Annotated in this window: 15 protein-coding genes and 1 pseudogene; 12 read left to right on the forward strand and 4 right to left on the reverse strand. The window is 43.9% G+C overall.

Annotation, left to right across the window (positions count from 1 at the left end):
• The first annotated feature begins 31 nt into the window (after positions 1-31).
• From AC1D7X_RS15220 to AC1D7X_RS15270, 11 genes and pseudogenes are all read left to right on the forward strand, one after another.
• Positions 32-919: an ABC transporter ATP-binding protein gene (locus AC1D7X_RS15220; RefSeq protein ID WP_495456786.1), complete on the forward strand. Its 888-nt coding sequence runs from the start codon at positions 32-34 to the stop codon at positions 917-919.
• Between the two features lie 98 nt (positions 920-1,017).
• Entirely contained in the window at positions 1,018-1,809 is a 792-nt protein-coding gene (locus AC1D7X_RS15225; protein WP_495456785.1) for a hypothetical protein, read from the forward strand.
• A 139-nt stretch (positions 1,810-1,948) separates the two neighbouring features.
• Positions 1,949-2,425 (forward strand): glutathione peroxidase, encoded by a 477-nt coding sequence (locus AC1D7X_RS15230; protein ID WP_495456784.1) that lies wholly within the window; start codon positions 1,949-1,951, stop codon positions 2,423-2,425.
• 235 nt (positions 2,426-2,660) lie between these two features.
• Positions 2,661-4,292, forward strand: a complete 1,632-nt coding sequence (locus tag AC1D7X_RS15235; protein WP_495456783.1) for a formate--tetrahydrofolate ligase — start codon at positions 2,661-2,663, stop codon at positions 4,290-4,292.
• Positions 4,293-4,663: 371 nt separating this feature from the next.
• Entirely contained in the window at positions 4,664-5,884 is a 1,221-nt protein-coding gene (locus AC1D7X_RS15240) for a GNAT family N-acetyltransferase (protein ID WP_495456782.1), read from the forward strand.
• A gap of 362 nt (positions 5,885-6,246) precedes the next feature.
• Positions 6,247-7,608 carry an FAD-dependent oxidoreductase gene (locus AC1D7X_RS15245; RefSeq protein ID WP_495456781.1) on the forward strand — a complete coding sequence of 454 codons (1,362 nt, stop codon included), beginning with the start codon at positions 6,247-6,249 and terminating at the stop codon, positions 7,606-7,608.
• Between the two features lie 258 nt (positions 7,609-7,866).
• Positions 7,867-8,703, forward strand: a complete 837-nt coding sequence (locus AC1D7X_RS15250) for a formate/nitrite transporter family protein (protein WP_495456780.1) — start codon at positions 7,867-7,869, stop codon at positions 8,701-8,703.
• A 373-nt stretch (positions 8,704-9,076) separates the two neighbouring features.
• Positions 9,077-10,862 (forward strand): annotated as a pseudogene (locus tag AC1D7X_RS15255) (molybdopterin-containing oxidoreductase family protein).
• A gap of 41 nt (positions 10,863-10,903) precedes the next feature.
• Positions 10,904-12,124, forward strand: coding sequence for an MFS transporter (locus AC1D7X_RS15260; RefSeq protein ID WP_495475541.1), 1,221 nt, complete (start codon positions 10,904-10,906; stop codon positions 12,122-12,124).
• 38 nt (positions 12,125-12,162) lie between these two features.
• The gene (locus tag AC1D7X_RS15265) at positions 12,163-12,660 is read left to right on the forward strand and encodes a GNAT family N-acetyltransferase (protein WP_495456777.1); all 498 of its coding nucleotides are present in this window, start codon (positions 12,163-12,165) and stop codon (positions 12,658-12,660) included.
• A 49-nt stretch (positions 12,661-12,709) separates the two neighbouring features.
• Positions 12,710-13,042 (forward strand): hypothetical protein, encoded by a 333-nt coding sequence (locus AC1D7X_RS15270; protein ID WP_495456776.1) that lies wholly within the window; start codon positions 12,710-12,712, stop codon positions 13,040-13,042.
• 264 nt (positions 13,043-13,306) lie between these two features.
• On the opposite strand, the gene AC1D7X_RS15275 is transcribed toward AC1D7X_RS15270, so the two are convergent.
• The 4 genes from AC1D7X_RS15275 to AC1D7X_RS15290 all read right to left on the reverse strand — a co-directional run bounded on the left by AC1D7X_RS15275 (position 13,307) and on the right by AC1D7X_RS15290 (position 20,080).
• Positions 13,307-14,923 carry an S-layer homology domain-containing protein gene (locus AC1D7X_RS15275; RefSeq protein WP_495475542.1) on the reverse strand — a complete coding sequence of 539 codons (1,617 nt, stop codon included), beginning with the start codon at positions 14,921-14,923 and terminating at the stop codon, positions 13,307-13,309.
• Positions 14,841-16,994 carry a cadherin-like beta sandwich domain-containing protein gene (locus tag AC1D7X_RS15280; protein WP_495475543.1) on the reverse strand — a complete coding sequence of 718 codons (2,154 nt, stop codon included), beginning with the start codon at positions 16,992-16,994 and terminating at the stop codon, positions 14,841-14,843. The genes AC1D7X_RS15275 and AC1D7X_RS15280 overlap by 83 nt, the downstream gene beginning before the upstream one ends.
• A gap of 426 nt (positions 16,995-17,420) precedes the next feature.
• Positions 17,421-18,740: a BaiN/RdsA family NAD(P)/FAD-dependent oxidoreductase gene (locus AC1D7X_RS15285; protein WP_495475544.1), complete on the reverse strand. Its 1,320-nt coding sequence runs from the start codon at positions 18,738-18,740 to the stop codon at positions 17,421-17,423.
• A gap of 35 nt (positions 18,741-18,775) precedes the next feature.
• Positions 18,776-20,080, reverse strand: coding sequence for an aminoacetone oxidase family FAD-binding enzyme (locus tag AC1D7X_RS15290; protein WP_495475545.1), 1,305 nt, complete (start codon positions 20,078-20,080; stop codon positions 18,776-18,778).
• Between the two features lie 342 nt (positions 20,081-20,422).
• Here AC1D7X_RS15290 and AC1D7X_RS15295 point away from each other — a divergent pair, with 342 nt between their 5' ends.
• Positions 20,423-21,073: an MOSC domain-containing protein gene (locus AC1D7X_RS15295; protein ID WP_495475546.1), complete on the forward strand. Its 651-nt coding sequence runs from the start codon at positions 20,423-20,425 to the stop codon at positions 21,071-21,073.
• Positions 21,074-21,107: the final 34 nt, after the last annotated feature.

Below are 21,107 nucleotides of genomic sequence, written 5' to 3' on the forward strand. Positions count from 1 at the left end.
AAATATCTTTGTCTATGAAGAGGGTGAAGAGTTGTTTCGACTAAATACGGCTCAATTACAATTATCATATGATAACCGAACCATTGTTGAAGATTTAAATATACAAATTCCTGATGGACAAATAACAGCACTTGTTGGAGCTAATGGCTCCGGCAAATCAACGATATTGAAAGCTATGGCTCGGATTATGCAACCCACAGGGGGGCAAGTTCTACTGGATGGTAAATCCATTCATAAGCAGTCAACGCGAGAGGTAGCCAAGCAAATGGCTATTCTCCCACAGAATCCAACGGCACCGGAAGGGCTAACTGTCACGGAACTTGTTTCTTTTGGCCGATTTCCTTACCAGAAGGGATTCGGGTCTCTTCAAGCAGAAGATAAGGAAATGGTACAGTGGGCGATCGAGGTTACGGGGATGGCAGCCTTTCATGATCGTCCGATTGATCAACTATCTGGAGGTCAACGTCAACGTGCATGGATTGCCATGGCTTTGGCTCAGGATACAGACATTCTATTTCTCGATGAGCCTACGACCTATCTGGATATGGCCCATCAGTTAGAAGTGCTGCACCTATTAGAGCATTTGAATCGAACAGCGAAACGGACTATCGTCATGGTAGTGCATGATTTAAATCATGCTTCTCGTTATGCTCATCATATGATTGCTATTAAACAAGGTAATGCAGTAGCTTGTGGATCTCCAGTTGAGGTCATGACGGTAGAGGTTTTACGTGAAGTATTTGGGATTGAAGCTGATATTGTTAAAGATCCGCGCTCGGGTCTTCCGCTGTGTCTTCCTTATGCATTAATAGGCCAACCGGCTGTAGAACATGAAGTATATGACTTCAATCAACAGGAATTAGATTCACATAGGAATGAACGACGTACGAATAGCATTCGTAAAGCTTCAGGAAATTAAATATAACGATAATTAAATTATAAATATAAATATAAATATATATAGAATCCTTGAATGCTGCTTTTGTGGCTGGATGTATCTCGGACAGGAGGGGTAATGTGTTACCGATCGATTATAAGTTGCTTGAACAATATGGGAACGTCACGATAATCGCTCCTCAAGAGACGGTTCTAACGAAGTCCGCTATGGATCTTACAGACCCCGAGGAAGCTCAAATGTTTCTGGAGGTATTCGGTGAACTTCTCCAAGCGCAAGATTTGAATGCAGCAGCGACGTTTTTTGCAAACTGGATTCGGGGTCTATCTATTGCACAACAATATATGGTCTCTGTATGTAATTGTTACTTAGACTTATCTCTTGCTAATCTGACGGTTCATATCATTAAGAGAAATGGCTATGCCAATATCGCTTTTCAGTTGAATGATGCAACGGAACATACACCTGATCATGAGCAGCATAAGGAGTTTCGTAATGCTACGCTGGATCGCTTCTATGGGGGTGAGCTACGCCCATTGATGGAGAGTATGGCAGAAGCGGGAAAGGCACCGATAGGACAGTTATGGGCGCAGTTACCTCTAACGTTGTGGAATTTCAAACAGAACATGATATCCATGGTATCTGATGAAGCAGATCTGCTTCGTATTGAGGATGACTATCTTTACATAAAAGAGATGTCGTCAGAGATATTTCATCGTAAACGAAATCCCTTTGATATCAAGTTTAAGGAAATAGATAATCCATATAACCCATCCGAACCCTATTGGGTGAGACCTTCATGTTGTCAGGCTTATCGAATCGGTGAATGTGTCTATTGTTATGTATGTCCCAAACTTACCCGAGAACAACGAGAAGCCAAGAAGGCTGAGATTATGGCTACAACGAAGGCATAATTACATATAGATCATCATAGCCATGATATTCCTCAGATTTGGATATTGTGGCTATTTCTTATATGATGAAAGTAGATAGATTCAACTACCATTTGAATGGCGTATAATCTATCATGACAAGAAGGCGAGGGGAACTAGGATGTCCGTATACGAGTTTACAGCAGTCACTCCGGCTGACAAAGACGTTTCATTAGACCAGTATAAAGGTAAGGTGCTTATCATTGCCAACACTGCGAGCAAGTGTGGGTTGACGCCGCAGTATGGTGATCTCGAGAAACTGTACAAGGAATATCGTGAACAAGGGTTGGAAATCTTAGGATTCCCATGCAATCAATTCGGTGCTCAAGAACCAGGTAGTAGTGAAGAGGCGGAATCCTTCTGCCAAGTGAACTATGGTGTAACCTTCCCGATATTCGCAAAAGTTGAAGTGAATGGTGAAGGAGCACATCCATTATTTCAATATTTGAAAGAGCAACAACCCGGTGTTGGCGAGGATAGTGCCATCCAATGGAATTTCACTAAATTCTTGGTTAATCGTGATGGACAAGTTGTTGAGCGTTTCGAGCCTAAGACTTCTCCTGAGACGATGATACAGGCGATGAAAGAGTTGCTGTAATTCATATTTCATACGTAATATGATACGAATGACATGAAAGTCTACCTTCCAAAGGTAGGCCTTTCTTTTTTTTAAGATATAAGGATGAAAGTATTAATCTGATTCCTTCATACTAAGATTAGTCTGAGAATAGTAACATATATTTCTCTGCTTCTTTCAGTTACAATAGTGATTGTCCATTTTTAAAGAAAGATAGAGTAAGACTACAGATCATTAATGGGGGTTACCTGAGAACATGAAGCCTATTATCGAAGTTGCTCGCACTATAGGAATTAGTGAGGAGCATCTAGAATTGTACGGTAAATATAAAAGTAAAATTAATCCCACGTTATGGGAAGAGGTAAAAGATCGCCCCGACGGTCAATTAGTTCTTGTGACGGCTATGAATCCTACGCCTGCAGGTGAAGGGAAGACGTTGACTACGATTGGCCTTGCGCAAGGGTTAAATGCTATAGGTGAACCCACTATTGCTGCGCTTAGAGAACCTTCATTGGGGCCTTGTTTCGGTATGAAGGGTGGGGCAACAGGAAGTGGAAAGGCACAGATTGTCCCTGCCGATGACATTAATCTTCATTTTACAGGGGATATTCATGCGATAACATCTGCCCATAATCTATTATCTGCGATGATCGATAATCATATATTTCATGGAAACAGCCTTCGGTTGAATCCGAAACGAATGAACTGGAAGCGCGCGATGGATATGAATGATCGAAGCTTGCGTCAGATTGTGACGGGAATTGGTGATGGCAATGGTCAGGTGCAGGAGTCTGGTTTTCTCATCACGACGGCTTCGGAGATCATGGCTGTTCTATGTCTAAGTGAGAACTTGTCTGACTTACGTAATAGACTGGGTCGAATGGTGATTGGATATAACGAAGAAGGAGAAGCTGTGACAGCCGTTCAATTGGGAGCGGTAGAAGCGATGGTCATTCTTCTTAAGGAAGCTATAAAGCCTAATCTGGTTCAGACATTAGAAGGTACACCTGTCATGATCCATGGGGGACCTTTTGCCAATATTGCACACGGATGTAGTAGTGTTGTGGGGACTAGATTGTCATTGAAAATGGCGAAAATCGTCGTAACCGAGGCTGGGTTTGGAGCTGACTTGGGCGCTGAGAAGTTTTTTGACATTAAGTGTCGTCAAACCGGACTGAGACCATCGGCGGCTGTGCTTGTTGTTACCATCAAAGCCCTCAAGTATAACGGGGGTGTATCGAAACAGGAACTCGACCGTCCTAATATGGATGCATTGCAGCTAGGTCTATTGAATATGGAGAGACATATCGAGAACATTCATACTTTTGGTGTTCCTGTATTGGTAGCGATTAATCATTTCGCAGGAGATGCCTCTGAGGAAATAGAGCTAGTACAGCAACGTTGTCATGAGCTTGGAATACGAGTAGAAATATCGAAGGCTTGGGCCGAAGGTAGTGAGGGTACTATAAAGTTTGCTGAGGCCTTGGTTGAACTGTTGAATAGGGAGGCTTCGAACTTTACTCCACTCTATGCGGATGAATTGGATATTCGATCGAAAATTGAGAAGGTTGTACAAAGGATTTATCGTGGTGCTCAGGTGACCTTCTCTCCATCCGCTGTACGGGGGCTTGCAGAGATTGATCGACTTGGATATGGTGCTCTGCCCGTATGTATGGCCAAAAACCCGTATTCCTTCTCAGACCAGCCCCGTCTACTGGGTGCTCCAGAAGGATTTACGATGCATGTTAGAGATATCTCTTTGTCTGCTGGAGCAGGCTTCGTTGTAGTTCATACAGGAAATATTATGACGATGCCAGGACTACCGAAGTCTCCTGCAGCTGAGTATATGTCTATGGATGAGCATGGCGCAATTACAGGATTGATATAGTATTAGATACCGATGAAAGGCTTATACTTTAGGGGAGTCCTATAGATATAAGCCTTTTTTTAATTGCTAAGGAATAAGGTCATTGTAAAGTTATGGAGTTAACAGAAGTATCTTGACGTTACTATGTTATTAAATCGTGTTTAAAGTGTAAGCTATAGGTGAGATTGAACCCTTATTGAGAACATGGTAGAATTTTTAAGAGGTCACCTCATTTGGATTGTTGTAGGGGTATAAACCGTCTACCAAAGGAGTGGCTTATTTGCGTAGAGTAGAAAGACATGGAGATTCTGTCTCCTTTGTATAGTTTACAGTGTAGGAATAGAGACTAAGACTAATGTGTATTGTGTTAAACAAATGGAGGGTTATAACCGATGAATCGCCGTAAGTTGCAAGACAGACTCAAATTAAAGAGTGTCGAAACGATACACGGGGAGCAGTTTAATGATTTGCTGCGTTATGTTTTTCAAGTGACCAACCGTGAGTTGCAAACATTTGGCTGGGAAAATAGAGAGATTGCACAATCGAAGTTACCCATATTGAAGTATGCCGATGTATTAGGCTGGTTTGATGGCGATAAACTCATCTCCCAACTTGCTGTTTACCCTTTCCAAGTGAACCTATTCGGTCAAATTTATGAGATGGGGGGACTGACAGGTGTTGGGACCTATCCTGAATATGCCAATTTGGGCTTAATGAACAAGCTGATGCTACATGCATTAAGCAATATGCGTGATCGTAAACAATCGATTTCCTACCTATATCCCTATTCGATTCCGTATTACCGGCGTAAAGGGTGGGAGATCATCTCGGATAAAATTTCTTTTGAAGTCCAAGATACGCAGCTTCCGAAGCTGAAGATGGTTCCAGGTAATGTCGATCGGGTTACGACGGAACATCCGGATATCAAGACGATTTATGAGGCGTATGCTCTACAAAATCATGGGGCAATGCTTCGGAATGAACTGGCATGGGAAGAGTATTTGCGCTGGGATTTGGATGATATGACGGTAGCTATTTATTATGATGGCAACGAGAAGCCAACGGGGTATCTGTTGTATTGGATAGCGGAGGAAGTCTTTCATATTAAAGAGATGGTGTACTTAGATGAAGAGGCTCGCACAGGATTGTGGAATTTCATCAGTGCTCACTTTTCGATGATCACACTGGTCAAGGGAGATATTTATAAGGACGAGCCGTTGGCGTTCATACTGGATGATGGGGATATTAAAGAAACTATAGCTCCATATTATATGGCTCGGATTGTGGATGTCGGTCTTTTCATCGAGCAGTACCCGTTCCAAATTCAAGAAACGGATTGTCAGGTGGTCTTCAACTTACATGATCCAATGCTCGAATGGAATCAGGGCACCTTTACATTAACGGTGGATAAAGCGGGGAAGGGGTACTTGAAGGAAGGTGGAGGCAAACCTTCTGTTACTATCGATATCCCCACAATGACAACGATGTTTATGGGTTACAAACGTCCTACGTATCTTGCAAGAATCGGCCGTATGCAATGTGATGATGCAAGCGTGCTTCTGCTTGAGAAATTAATACGGAATGAACATCCATACTTTTCAGATTATTTTTAATATCATGCCTTATTATAGTTACACAAACAAGCCGACTCGTCAGAATCGGTTTATTTGTGTTTTTACCTTGAATATATATACCTGTAATATGTCACACTAAAATAGCCGATTTAGTAAGTAACCAGCCGTATCTTGGATATGATATTCATCACTTATTTTCGTAGTTGGTCACGAACGATTCCCCTTAAATACTATAAGTCCGCACGCTTAAAGGAGAGGAGCAATTGTGAACAATGTGAAAACTTTAACAACATCCCTTGCAATGTGAAAAATATCACACTATAATAAAGGGCATAAGGTGAATAAATTCACAATGTAGCGCTTAGAAATAGAGAGCACCCAACTTGGAGGAGGAACAAATCATGAAAATAGTAGTCATTGGATGTACTCACGCTGGGACAGCAACAATCGTAAATACCGCTAAATTATATCCAGAAGCAGAAATTACCGTTTATGAACGTAATGATAATATATCTTTCTTATCTTGTGGAATCGCATTGTATGTAGGAGGTGTCGTGAAAGACCCACATGGTCTGTTCTACTCTTCCCCAGAAGAATTAGCTGCATTAGGGGTCAATACCAAGATGCGTCATGAAGTTACAGGTATTGATACAGATAGCAAACGACTTACTGTACGTAACTTGGTGAACGGTGAAGAATTTGAAGATACGTATGATAAATTAATTATGACGACAGGATCATGGCCAATCATTCCGAAACTTGAAGGCATTGAGTTAGATAATATCTTGCTCTCCAAGAATTACAATCATTCCAACACCATTATTGAAAAGGCTAGTCAAGTAAAACGCATAACCGTAGTGGGTGCAGGTTACATTGGCGTGGAATTAGTAGAAGCTTTTCAGATGAATGGTAAAGAAGTGACGCTGATTGATGGTGTAGATCGAATACTCAATAAATATTTAGACCCTGAATTCACAGATGCCATTCAGGATACACTTCAGAATAAGGGCATTAAGCTTGCATTGAATCAGACCGTAACTGCTTTTGAAGGAACAGATGGTCGGGTGAGCAAAGTCATTACAACACAAGGTGAATATGAAACGGATCTAGTCATTCTCTGTATCGGCTTCCGTCCAAATACGGAACTTCTCAAAGGACAAGTGGATATGTTACCGAATGGTGCGATTATCGTGGATGACTATATGCAGACAAGTAAGAAAGATGTATATGCTGCAGGTGATAGTTGTGCGATCCACTACAATCCGACAGGAAAGCATGCTTACATCCCCTTAGCAACCAATGCTGTACGTATGGGAACGCTTGTTGCTCGTAACTTAATGGCTCCGACAATTCCTTACATGGGAACACAGGGAACTTCAGGTATCAAAATATATGAAGATAATATCGCAGCTACAGGGCTGACTGAATTAGCCGCATCAGATGAAGGACTACAGGTTGAGACCGTGAGTATGACTGACCATTACCGCCCTGAATTTATGCCAACATCAGAAAGTGTAACGATAAAGGTTGTATTTGAAAAAGACTCACGCCGTATTGTGGGTGCCCAGTTGATGTCGAAGGTGGATTTAACCCAATCGATCAATACGATCTCGGTATGTATTCAGAATCGGATGACAGTCGATCAGCTTGGATTCATCGACTTCTTCTTCCAACCTCATTATAATAAACCATGGAATTTCTTGAACACAGTTGGACTACAGGCATTGCCTGCTATAGCGAAGGAAGAACCTGCGTTGGTCTAGAATGACGGATTCATCAAACTAGCGATAGAATTCTTATATGAGCAAATAACACCCCTTGGATTACAGATCCAAGGGGTGTTATTGTATGGAAAAACGAAAGTGATCCTAATCACTTTCATGAATCTATAACTATTTTGTGAAAACTTTCACTTATGTTCATTTTTTGTGACAATTATTACGTTTAGAATTGAAACGTATGCGTTACAATTATAATAAATAGATTAGATTTTAACTATATTGGATAGAGGTGAAAGGATTATGGCCTATTATAAACCTCAGCAAATTGCTGAAGTGACAGTTGAGAACGGGACAAAAAAAGCTCATAATCGGCTTGCTACGATGCTGGTTCTTGGTTTCTTAGGTGGAGCGTTTATTGCACTGGGATTCCTACTTGATATTCGAGTTATTTCTGGAGCGCCGAAAGAATGGAGTTCCATTACTAATTTTATAGGAGCATCGGTGTTTCCTGTAGGACTTATTCTTGTATTATTGGCTGGTGGTGAACTGTTAACAGGTAATATGATGGCGGTGCCACTCGCTCGTATGGCGAAGAAGATCTCAACATGGGAGACAGTAAAGAATCTTGTTTTAATTACATTGAGTAATTTCGTAGGAGCTGTATTCGTCGCTTACTTCTTCGGACATATCGTTGGACTAACAGAAACGGGTGTGTACTTAGAGAAAGTAGTGGATATGGCGGGACACAAATTAGATGTTACTTTTCTACAAGCCTTCGTCTCTGGGATTGGTTGTAACTGGTTGGTTGCTCTAGCAGTATGGTTATCTTATGGAGCAGATAATATAAGTGGCAAAATATTAGGGATCTGGTTCCCTACCATGGCCTTCGTAGCTATTGGATTTCAGCACGTTGTGGCAAATATGTTCCTTATTCCAGCAGCTATCTTTGCAGGTTATTATTCGTGGGGAGAATACGTAATGAATTTCATCCCGGTCTGGCTGGGTAATTTAGTTGGGGGAGTTATCTTTGTCGCTGCGGCCTATTGGGTAGCCTATCTACGTGAGCCAAATGCATCTTATAATACCACATTAAAGAATGATATCCCTAAAGCGAATGTATCACGGAAACATGCTTAGGTGTCCACTGCCCTCATGTTATATAGTAAGACAATGGTCGATCTTGTCCTATCATATTAGGATGGATCGACCTTTTTACGTTCATGAATAGCACATAACAAATTAGCCATGTTAAAAGTCCGGGGGACGAAACTTTTACGCATGGCTAATTTGATGTGATTGTTCATGCCTTTGAATAATAGCATGATGAATCATGTTCATATGCTGTTGTGAATTTTTACCCTGTTCAATAGGAGTTGAAACAAGATTATCTACATTTTTATGAAATATAGAGGTTATTCTTTGCGGAAATGAAGTTGTAGATTTATGATAGATTATATTGAAATATGAGATGGACGTATATGAGAAGAAACGCTAAAGGAGTTCAGCAGAAATGGTCGAGCAAGAGAATGGTGTGTTTCCAGCGGTATGTCCGCTCGATTGTCCGGATACATGTGGTCTGCTACTGCATAAGGAGAAGGGCAAGATTATTAAGGTTACAGGTAACCCAGATCATCCGATCACGAAGGGATCGATCTGTAATAAAGTAAGAAACATGACAGAACGCGTGTATCATCCCGAACGGATATTACATCCAATGAGACGGACTGGTAGTAAGGGTGAAGGCCAATTCGAGCGTATTTCTTGGGAGGAAGCCGTTAGTGAGATTACAAGCCGCTTGCAACAGTGCATTCGTGATTATGGATCAGAGTCGATCCTGCCTTACAGTTTCTATGGAAACATGGGGATTCTAAGTGTAGAGGGAATGGACCGTCGTTTCTTTAATGCCATTGGAGCAAGCCGATTGAAACAGTCCATCTGTAACTCTGCAGGAACAGCAGGTTGGAGATATACGATGGGTTTTAATGGAGGGACGAGCCCAGAGGATACGGTGAATGCCGATGTAATTATCGTCTGGGGTGGTAACATTATTAGTACCAATATGCATCAAGTAGTATTAGCTGAGCAAGCTCGCAAACGAGGCGCTAAGGTGATTGTGATTGATGTACATCGTAATCGAACAGCACAATGGGCGGATGAACGTACGGAGCATTTCATGCCTGCCTGCACTGACAGGACAATGGTTAAGACAGGGTGGAGGAGCAGCGAGATCTAATGGAGGGTATGCACAGATGAACAGTGCTAAGCTCCAGCGACCTAATCTACGTCCTAATCCTAAGGCTCGTACTATCAATATGAATCGTATTGCTGAGGCACTGGAATGGGAGGAGAACCCCATTAAGGCGTTGTTTGTATATTGTAGTAACCCTGTGGTTGTCGCTCCTGATGCAGATCGAGTGAAGCGTGGATTCGCTCGTGAGGATGTATTCACCGTCGTACATGACTTATTCCTTACAGATACGGCGAAGTATGCAGATATTGTGTTACCAGCGACATCATCATTTGAAAGTACGGATCTCTTTAGTTCATACTGGCACCAGTATATTCATTTGCAACAACCGATTATTCCTAGCGAAGGTGAGAGTAAGAGCAATATGGAGCTATTCTCGTTATTAGGTCAGGCTATGGGTCTGGATGAAAAGGCATTTAGCCAGTCCGAAGAGGATATGATTACCGAGGCGTTACACTATCCATCTAACCCGTATCTGAACGCTGTGACACTTGAAGCTCTGAAAGAGCATCAATTCGTGAAGCTGGATATGACGCAGCAACGATCCTTCCTTGAACATCTACCTACAGAATCAGGTAAAATAGAGCTATACTCAATCACAATGAGAGAAGCGGGGTTGCCCCCACTTCCTGATTACGTACCCCTTCAAGAAGGGTATGACGGAGAACGACGTCCAGGAGTGACTGACCGGTACCCATTGATGTTTATCTCACCACCGAATCATAACTTCCTTAATTCTACTTTCGCCAATGTGGAGAAACTTCAGAACATTGAAAAAGCTCCGACATTGCAAATACATCCAGAAGATGCTGCTGAAAGAGGGATTGAAGATCAAGAGGATGTGGTTGTATTCAATGCCCGTGGATGTTACGAATTGAAGGCTGCTATTACAGACAAAATGCTTCCAGGCACTGTGATTAGTCAAGGATTATGGTGGGAGAAGAATGGACGGAGACAACGTGCTAACGTGTTAACACCAGATCGACTAGCAGATATGGGAGAGGGAGCTACCTTTTTCTCAACAACGGTTGAAGTGAAACGGCAGTGAAATAGTGAATTAATGAATAATCATCTGGGAGAAAACAAAATATGAAAATGTTACAAGGCTACCCGAAAGAAGTAAAAGTGTTTCTAATAGCAAGTCTAGTTAATTCCACGGGAAGTTCACTGATGTGGCCTTTAACAACGATGTTTGTATTCGATGAATTGGGACATAATATGGCAGATGCTGGCCTTGTTATTTTAATTCAGGCATTAGGTGGAATTATAGGACAATTGCTAGGAGGATCACTGTATCATCGAGTAGGCGTGAAGAAGCTTATTGTAGGATCATTAGTTCTGAATGCGTTAGGACTATTTGCACTGCCAGTGACCAGTCAATACTGGTATTTCTATATGGCACTAATGGGGTTTATCGGTTTCTGTAATGCTTTATCTCTACCAGCTATTCAAGCCTTTATCGGCTTTCGATTTGCCGACCGACGTGGAGAGTTGTTTAATATTATTTACGTAGCTAACAATATTGGAGTAGCCTTAGGGACTGCTCTGAGTGGATTTCTAGCCGACATTTCGTACAAGCTAACATTTATTGCGAATGGTCTGACTTCAGCTGTATTTGCTGTATTTTTTCTTACGTACTTGAACCGTCTTGATCATGAAGAAGGTGAAGTACATCTAGATAAAAGAAATACAGCGAACGCAAATGAAAGTATATGGCGATTACTTGGAAACACACGTATTTATCTATACATGGGTATAGGATCATTATTCATATTGTTAGGTAATTCGATATGGAATTCGGGGGTATCCCCATTTATTATCTCTGAAGGTATTCCAAAGAAAATGTATGGATTCCTATGGACTTTAAATGGTGTGCTAATATTTGCAGCTCAACCGATGATCAGTTTGTTGAAAAGATGGCTAGCGAAATCATCTTCATCACAAATGACAATGAGTGCTGTATTCTATCTATTATCCTACATGGTGATCTTAATAACACATAATTACACTGGAATGGTGTTGGCTATGGTGTTAGCAACGTTAGGGGAGATGCTAATATCTCCTGCTATGCCGGCATTTATCTCAGATCATGCGGGACGAGCTGCCCCTTTCTACATTGGACTGAGTGGTGGGGTTGGAGCTGTTGGAAGGGTCATAGGGCCTTATACCATGGGTCTCTTATATGATGGAGGTGGACTCATACCCGTCGCGTGGCTAGCAACGGGTACAGCTGTAATTGGTATCGCGTTCTTTATAGTACATGCAGTGAAGAACAAGGACAAGTCAGAGATGGAGTCATCTGTAGCCTAACCATATAACACAGAATTCTTGAAAAAGGGGTGCAGGAAATGAAGATAAATCAACGAACACTTACCATCCGTCTATCTGAAATGAAAGATGCCCAACAGATCATGGATTTAGACGCGATTGTATGGGATGATCATAGTGCTCCTGAACCTTTAAATTGGACTTCTCGAGAAGATTTCCTACGGCATTGTCAACCAGGTTCGCAGTTAGTAGCTCTCATTGATGAACAAATATGTGGGTATGTTGGGTTTCGATATCCCACGATGATCAGAACCAATCACCATGTGTATGAGATCAATATTGCCGTTCATCCACAATATCAGCATGAGGGAATCGGAACAAGACTGATGGAGACGATGAAGGCGTGGGCAACGGAACAAGGCAAGGAGAAGTTGAGCTTACGCGTTCTTTCTACTAATCCCACGGCTATAAGATTCTACGAGAGATGTGGATTTGTTATCGAAGGTCGTCTTGTTAATGAATTCTTTGTTAATGGACGATATATAGATGATGTTTTGATGGGATACTTTTTAAATTGAAGAGTGCTCATGTGAAGCCTATATAATACTTTAGGAGGGGAGGTTGGATATGAGTAAAGAAGTACACTGTCAACGTTGTGCTAAACCTGTTGAGGATCGTGACGAGCTAGTCGTGGTACTTAAAGGTATAGTGGGAATTGAGCCGCATCATACCAAGTGTTACGAGGCAAATGCTAAAGGGCTATCAGGATTACTTATAAGTGGACCTATTAACTCCAAAACGAATAAGTTATCTCTTATTTTTACCGCGATCCTAACGATTGTTGCATTCTTTTTAAATATTCCTGAAATCATGAAGTTGGTACTTATTCTATATTTAGTATACGTGGTTCTTATTAGAGTGTGGTCTTGGCTCGTGTATGAGAGGAATTTATCATCATAGAATGACTAAAGGGTCATACCGTCATGATATAAAATAAGTCGTATGGTTAAAGAGGTCTACTTTTTCGAAAAATATGAGTCCACAACAAAAAAAGGTCGCTTATCGGTTAAAGGATATGAGCGACCTTTTTTGTCTTACATATGGAGGCGAACCGAGGCTTAGCAAATCTACAATTCGCCACCGCATCACTTTAGGATGTTTAGGGAGGTAGCTTAAGTGATTAGAATCAAATTGAATAATTCTCTATATTCGTTAATTCTCCCTTCAAATCAGGTCAGACTTCTTCAATAATTGTTGTAACATGATCGTTACTTCCGCTCTTGTGACGCTTACCTTCGCCGCAATGGTAGCATCGCTTCTACCTGTGATGATCTCCGCCAGGATGCAAGCCGCTACGTCGCTTTGCGCCCACGAGGCTACCTGTCCGCCATCCGCGAATGGTCGAAGCGTTACGATCGCGTCTTGAACCGGAAGCCGATCCTTTAACCCGGTAAGCGTCATCGCCTTAGAGATTATCGTCATTGCTTGCTCGCGTGTAACCATCTCCATCGGTCGGAAGCTGCCGTCTTCAAATCCGCTGATTAATTGATACTGTTTCGCAGTCCAAACTGCGTCGCTATACCAATCCGAGGCTTTCACATCCACAAAGCCTGTGGCGTCGTTTTTTGGCTTTAATCCCAGTCCGCGTACGACAATTGCCGCAAATTCGGCACGAGTAATCGGTTTGTCAGGGCTGAAGAAACCCTCTGCCGTACCTTGCACGACCAACCGCGAGCCCATGTCGTTAATCGCTTGTTTGCCCCAATGATGGGCGACATCGCTAAATTCCACTTGGCTCCATATTACCGAATAAGTACTGTTGGATAAGCTATTGATGATTGCGAAATATTTACCCTCTTGTTGAATAACCTTTGTAGGCATATGATGAATCGTACCATTCGCATCGATAACTACACCTGTCGTAATTCGACTCGGATCGAAGTTATCCGGTAGAGCAATCGTACGTTCGATGAAAGTGTTAAACTTCGCTACTTCCACCTGTTGACTGCCATAGATGGCTCTCACGGTAAAATTAAGCGGCGGAACGATAAGGGTAATGTTCGAATTTCTCGCCGAATCTTCAACGAACTTGACGTTCTCCGTAGTAGGTGAGGCTATTTCCACCTGAATTGTAATGTCTCTAAGCGCCACAGACGTTCCAGCTTGTCGCAAAATGGCATCGATATTGATTTGCTGAGCTGGAATCTTGTAGCTGGCTTTTTCCGACTTGATTTCCAGATCCGCATGGATTTCTTCCATCATTTTAATCATAAGGCCGTTTACCTCACCTATCAAAACATCGGCAGGGTTGTTGAATGGGATCGTCACAACGGAGCGTTCACCACCCAGTTTCAGCATCTCAACGAGCTTGCTCGAATCGACGGTTATGGTAGTGACCGTTTGCTCATTCCTTCGTGAAGTTGTTAACGTTCCAGCGTTCATCACTTTGCCGTTGATTAAGATTGCCGTATACGTGTCCGTGTTGATTGTACTTTGAGTCCCGCCGTTGTTGCTGTTATCACTATTATTGCCGTTATTGCCGTTATTGCCGTTATCGGCGTTATTCGCCCGTGTTACCGTGACCGCGTAGCTTTTCTTCGTGGTGCCGTCTTTCGCGGTGACCTGAACCGTGATCGTATTGTCCCCAACGTTCAGCGCCGTTGCTTTCGCTTGCCCACTCGCGAAGGCCGAACCATTCACCGTCATCGTGGCATCGGCGTCCTCCACCGTCGGCGTGACGTCGAGACTCGCCACTTCGCTACCGACGCTTGCCGTGTAGCTCGTCGTCGCCGCATTGAATGTCGGCGATAGTATGCCCGCACTCAGCGTCAGTCCGCTCAAGTTGGCGCCTAGCGTATGTCGCCCGCGTTACCGTGACGGCGTAGCCTTTCTTCGTGGTGCCGTCTTTCGCGGTGACCTGAACCGTGACCGTATTGTCCCCAACGTTCAGCGTCGTTGCATTCGCTTGCCCACTCGCGGCGGCCGAACCATTCACCGTCATCGTGGCATCGGCGTCCTCCACCGTCGGCGTGACGTCGAGACTCGCCACTTCGCTACCGACGCTTGCCGTGTAGCTTGTCGTCACCGCATTGAATGTCGGCGATAATATGCCCGCACTCAACGTCAGTGAGCTCAAGTCAGCACTACCATATGTCGCCCGCGTTACCGTGACGGCGTAGCTTTTCTTCGTGGTGCCGTCTTTTGCGGTGACCTGAACAGTGATCGTATTATCCCCAACGTTCAGCGCCGTTGCATTCGCTTGCCCACTCGCGACGGCCGAACCATTCACCGTCATCGTGGCCGTTGCATCCGCTGTCGTTGGCGTTATATCTATGCTCGTCACTTCATTACCAACACTGGCCATGTAGCTTGTTGTTGCCGAGCTAAATGCTGGTGATAACATTCCTGCGCCGAGCGTCAGTCCGCTCAAATCAACGTTGGATGACGCCGCCCGGGTTATCGTGACGGTATACGTTCGCGTATTGCCATCACCTGATGTAACGATTACTGTAATCGTATTGTCCCCAACGTTCAGCGCCGTTGCATTCGCCTGTCCACTCGCGACGGCCGAACCGTTCACCGTCACCGTTGCCGTGGCATCCGCTGTCGTTGGCGTTATATCTATGCTCGTCACTTCATTACCAACACTGGCCATGTAGCTTGTTGTTGCCGAGCTAAATGCTGGTGATGATGTACCGCTACTCAGCGTAAGTCCACTCAATTCGGTACTATACCCAAACTTCATAAGACGGTCAGCCATAAACGGAATCATCCAAACATTTTCCCCATCATACACACCGCCAAGAAACGCACTGTTTTGTTGCGCAAACCCACTTGGCCAATTGTTGTATCCCGTCATTTCACCTGTTGCCGAGTCAACCTTGATTAGTCGATCGGCATTGTTCGGAATGAGCCAAATACTAGTACCATCATACACGCCACCTGCAAAGCTGCCGCTCCCTTTTGTAAATCCGCTAGGCCATCCATTGTATCCGATCATGTCTCCGGTTGCCGTATCGACTTTAACCACATGAGTAGCATTATTCGGGATCAGCCATATATTCGTGCCATCGAAGACGCCTCCCGAAAATGCATCTCCACTTTTGGTGAACCCGCTAGGCCAATTGTTGAAACCAGTCATATCCCCGTTTGCCGGATCAACCTTGATTAGACGATCGGCATTATTCGGAATCAGCCATAAACTAGTGCCATCAAAAATAGAACCATAAAACGGATAACTACCAAGTCTTGTCCCGCTTGGCCAACTATTATAGCTGGTCATTGCTCCAGTCGTCTTATTCAACTTGATCAAACGACTCCCCGAATAGGGGGTGAGCCATATGTTGGTACCGTCAAAAGCACCACCAATAAATTGATCGCTTCCTTTCGATCCACCTGGCCAACTGCTATACCCTGTCATTACACCAGTAGTCGCGTTAACTTTGATGACCTGATTTGCACTATATGGAATGAGCCATATGTTCGTTCCGTCATAAACGCCTCCAGCAAATGCATTGCTCCCCTTAGTAAAGCCTGTGGGCCAATTTCTATATCCTGTCATATCCCCGGTGGACGGATTAACCTTGAGTATTTCGTTGGCATTGTAAGGTATCATCCATATACTGGTGCCATCATAGACACCGCCGACAAAGGCACTGGATCCCTTTGGAATTCCGCTAGGCCAAGCCTGGTATCCCGTAAAAGCGTTCCCCACCACTTCATTCGCAGCAATGGAGCCGCTATATCCGACCCCGTCCTGACTGGAGATAGTTGTAGCTGCTGCAACGGTCGATATGCCGCCCATGCCTGCGCCGAACTTGCCCGGAACTATACCCGTTGTAAAAAGAATAATTAAAACCATAAGCGTTAATTTTCTACTTATTCTTGTCAATGTTCTTTCGTCCTTTCGCATAGAGAATCCTTCGGGACTACTATACTATAGACAAGGACGGCCAAGTAGTGAGTGTTGTCATTAGTTTTGTCATATGACAAAATGCTAATTTATGTAATTGTGGAGGCGAAGAGGTACAGCTTACTTCAAACAGAGGCAACACAGAAAAAGCAGCCATCACAGAGGAATCTCTGCGACAACTGCTTTCTCAGTTCGGAACCCAAGTCGCAAACCGTGATCTTCCTGAAATCAAGAAGCTCATCAGCAGCTATGTGGAAAAGGTAATCATCTATGAAAAGCACGTAGAAGTTATCTTTAAGCTCCATGTTGTGGATTTAACATATGGAGGTGAGGCGTGACTGTTCAAACACAATTCTCCACCGTGTGTGTTCAAAGCATGCAAGTATTCCACCGAAACGTGCCAGGAGTCAGCAACCATCTATCTACTTACGTGGTGCCTGCACGTCGTCGATCACCAAGCGCCATCGCGGCGACATAGCCGGAGCTCCAGGCCCATTGCAAGTTATAACCACCGCAATCTCCATCTACATCCATCACCTCACCTGCCAAATAGAGCCCAGGTACTAACTTAGATTCCAACGTTCCTTCGACTAGCTCAGTTGTATCGATGCCACCAGCTGTTGTTTGCGCATTCGTGAAGCTATTGGTATCGGTCACTTTAAATTCCCAAGACTTCATGATTCTATACAATATTTTCTTGGTTTTCCACGATAGATCCTGACAAAGCAGGTGAAGCTGTTGATCAATTCCTGCCTCTTTCAGCAGGACAGGAATCAGTTTCTTGTTTATGATTCCGATAAAGGAATCCGCAACAGTCCTGTGTCCGAAGATCCCCCAGTGCGTTTCTAGAAACTCAACTATCTCTTCCTCCGTGCGGCCCGGCATTAATTCAACCGATAATGTCACAGATTCTCCTCTACCAAGATTATACGCAGCCTTCCTGCTTAGCTGGAGTATTGGCGGGCCAGAGATGCCATAGTCCGTAAAGAGAATTTCGCCATATTCAGTGCGGATGACTTCATTGTTTACGATAATATGGGCATGTCCCTCGAATTTAATACCGGACAGTTCCTTCAAGTGAGGATAATCTAACTTCAATTGCACAATGCCCGGCACAGGATCGATAAGCGTGTGTCCCAGACGTTGGACAAGCGTATAGCCGGAACCATCCGTTCCCGTTTTCGGAGCAGTAAGCCCACCCGCACATAAAAACAGGTATTCACTGGTATAAACGACTTGCTCCTCTGTCTCTGTTTGGCATTTAACTGTGAAGCGCGGATGTTCCGTCGAAACGATAACATCCAACACTTTATTCTTGAAATATATCGGAACATTCCGATCCTCCAGAGCAAGGCGAAAAACACCCGGCACGGATGCGGCTTGCAACGACATGGGATACATCCGACCATCCTCTAAGGGTATAAGAGGAAGCCCGAGCGATGAGAAAAATTCAATCGTCTGGCGCACACCAAATTGCTGTAGAACAGGCAATGGAAATCCAGCCTGATTGCTGTGATACTTGTGCGATAAAGCGACCGCTTCATCCGTACCCGTCGCAGTAGATTCGTTCGTAATGTTACAACGCCCATTACCCGTCGTTAATATCTTCTTCCCCATCCGGTCATTGCTTTCAATAATTGCGGTATCAATACCTTGGTCCCGTGCAGTAAGAGCAGCCATCATACCTGCAGCGCCTGCACCGATAATTAACAACTCGTGGTGCTTAGAATTCTGATTCTCATACATGGTTGATCGATGCATCCCTTTTCCTATTGAATTCATTACATTTTCTTAGCAAGCGCCATCGCGGCCGCATAACCGGAACTCCATGCCCATTGTAGGTTATAGCCGCCGAAATCCCCGTCTACATCCATCACCTCGCCAGCCAAATAAAGCCCAGGTACTAGCTTGGATTCCAGCGTCCCCTCGATTAGCTCCGTCGTATCAATGCCGCCGGCTGTTACTTGCGCGTTCTCGAAGCCTTTGGTATCGGTTACTTTAAATTCCCAACGCTTCAATACTCGACAAAATATTGTTTTGGTTTTCTTCGAAAGATCCTGGCAAAGCAAGTCAGGCTGTTGATCGATGCCAGCCTCCTTCAGCAAGACAGGAACCAACTTCTTATGGAAGATGCCAAGTAGAGAATCTGTAACCGTCCGATGTCCGAAGGTCCCCCAGTGCATTTCCAAAAACTCAACTAACTCTTCCTCTGTGCGTCCCGGCATTAAATCAACCGATACGCTCACAGCGTCCCCTCTTGCGAGATGATACGCAGCCTTCCTGCTTAGCTGGAGAATGAGCGGGCCTGCTATGCCATAATCCGTGAATGCAATTTCACCCTTTTCGCTACGGATGACTTTACCGTTTACAATGATATGGGCTTGTCCCTGAAGCTTGATATTGGACAGCGCCTTCATATGCGGATAGTGCAGCTTCAATTGCACAATAGCTGGCACAGGCTCAACCAAGGTGTGCCCCAGACGTTCGACAAGCATATAACCAGGACTATTTTTGTCCGCATTCGGACCAGCAAGTCCACCGGTACACAGAAACAGGTATTCACTAGTATAAACAACCTGCTCCTCTGTCTCCGTTTGGCACTTTATTGTGAAGCGCGGATGATTCTTCGAAACAGTAACATCCAACACTTTGTTCTTGAGGTATACCGGAACATTCCGTTCCTCCAGCGCAAGTTCAAAAATATCCAGCACTGATGCAGCTTGCAGAGACATTGGATACATGAATCCATCCTTCAATCTTGTAAGCGGAAGCCCAAGCATAGAGAAGTAATCGATGGTTTGACGGATGCCAAATTGCTGCAGTACCGTAATTGGAAATCTAGTCTGATTGCTGTGATACTTGCGTGATAGAACGACCGCTTCATCCGTACCCGTCGCAGTGGATTCATTCGTAATGTTACAGCGGCCATCACCTGTCATTAATATCTTCTTTCCAATCCGGTCGTTGCTCTCCAGAATGGCAGTATCGATACCCTGATCCTGCGCAGTAACAGCAGCCATTAGTCCTGCAGCACCTGCGCCGATAATAAACAGCTTGTGGTGCATAGCATTCTGATTCTCATACATGGTTGATCAATACACCCTTTATCCAATTTTTCGTAAAAGTACAGAAGTTCTTTATTAAATTATAGCATAAGTGTAAGCATCGCTGAAATCTGGTTAGAATTCCTGATTTCGTCCCATTACACTAATAACCCTCTACCGCGCCAACCTCATTCGGTAGTGAATTTGACTAATGGAGGTGAGGGGAGATGAGTCCCTGTCCGAAGGCAACGCAACATAAGTTTCTACAGGTAGTCACAGCTTTGAGTCGGGGGGATGTTACACATAAATAGCTTGTTATCGGATGGAGAGGGGGGTATGTTATAAATAAATAGGTTGTTATCAGAGGAAGAGGGGGTTCCTAGAGTGGAGCAACAGTTGAAATCACTTAATGTAGGGAAGCCTATATCAGTGGATTATAAAGGAAAAGAGCTAGAGACAGGTATTTATAAACATCCTATACAAGGTAATGTCTTTATAGGGAAAGATTACATAGACGGGGATGGACAGGCCGATTTAGTGAATCATGGGGGATGTGACAAAGCGGTCTGCGTATATCCCTTCGAACACTATCCTTATTGGGAGTCCCATCTTGGAAAGTCTTTAGATTACGCAGCATTCGGAGAGAATCTAACGGTCACAGGGATGTTGGAAACCGAAGTGTGTATTGGGGATGTCTTTCAAATAGGGGAGGCCATTCTACAAGTGAGTCAGCCTAGATATCCTTGTTTCAAACTTTCACAGAAGCATGGGGCAGCCGAGCTTCCTGCTCAAGTTCTGGAGACGGGTTTCAGTGGATTTTATTTCAGAGTGTTACAGACAGGGTATATGAACTCGACTTCAACAATTCGCAAGCTTGAGTCCCATCCTGCACAAGTAAGGGTACTCGAAATATTACAGATGCTCGCGAAGGGTCATAAAGATATTAATTCAGAGACGTTGCAACGCATGGTAGAATTGGATGTTCTGGCAACTGTCATTAGAGAAAGGTTCCAAGGGTGGTTGGAAGAAATGTGATGTTATTGAACTATCCGCATTTTACAGGTATATT

The sequence above is a fragment of the Paenibacillus sp. Y568 genome, assembly GCF_059445545.1.

What these genes read in the sequence shown, in the direction of transcription:
- AC1D7X_RS15230 (WP_495456784.1), top strand. Translation starts at nt 1,949, where the DNA reads ATGTCCGTATACGAGTTTACAGCAGTCACTCCGGCTGACAAAGACGTT.
- AC1D7X_RS15235 (WP_495456783.1), top strand. Translation starts at nt 2,661, where the DNA reads ATGAAGCCTATTATCGAAGTTGCTCGCACTATAGGAATTAGTGAGGAG.
- AC1D7X_RS15240 (WP_495456782.1), top strand. Translation starts at nt 4,664, where the DNA reads ATGAATCGCCGTAAGTTGCAAGACAGACTCAAATTAAAGAGTGTCGAA.
- AC1D7X_RS15245 (WP_495456781.1), top strand. Translation starts at nt 6,247, where the DNA reads ATGAAAATAGTAGTCATTGGATGTACTCACGCTGGGACAGCAACAATC.
- AC1D7X_RS15250 (WP_495456780.1), top strand. Translation starts at nt 7,867, where the DNA reads ATGGCCTATTATAAACCTCAGCAAATTGCTGAAGTGACAGTTGAGAAC.
- AC1D7X_RS15260 (WP_495475541.1), top strand. Translation starts at nt 10,904, where the DNA reads ATGAAAATGTTACAAGGCTACCCGAAAGAAGTAAAAGTGTTTCTAATA.
- AC1D7X_RS15265 (WP_495456777.1), top strand. Translation starts at nt 12,163, where the DNA reads ATGAAGATAAATCAACGAACACTTACCATCCGTCTATCTGAAATGAAA.
- AC1D7X_RS15270 (WP_495456776.1), top strand. Translation starts at nt 12,710, where the DNA reads ATGAGTAAAGAAGTACACTGTCAACGTTGTGCTAAACCTGTTGAGGAT.
- AC1D7X_RS15280 (WP_495475543.1), bottom strand. Translation starts at nt 16,994, where the DNA reads ATGCGAAAGGACGAAAGAACATTGACAAGAATAAGTAGAAAATTAACG.
- AC1D7X_RS15285 (WP_495475544.1), bottom strand. Translation starts at nt 18,740, where the DNA reads ATGTATGAGAATCAGAATTCTAAGCACCACGAGTTGTTAATTATCGGT.
- AC1D7X_RS15290 (WP_495475545.1), bottom strand. Translation starts at nt 20,080, where the DNA reads ATGTATGAGAATCAGAATGCTATGCACCACAAGCTGTTTATTATCGGC.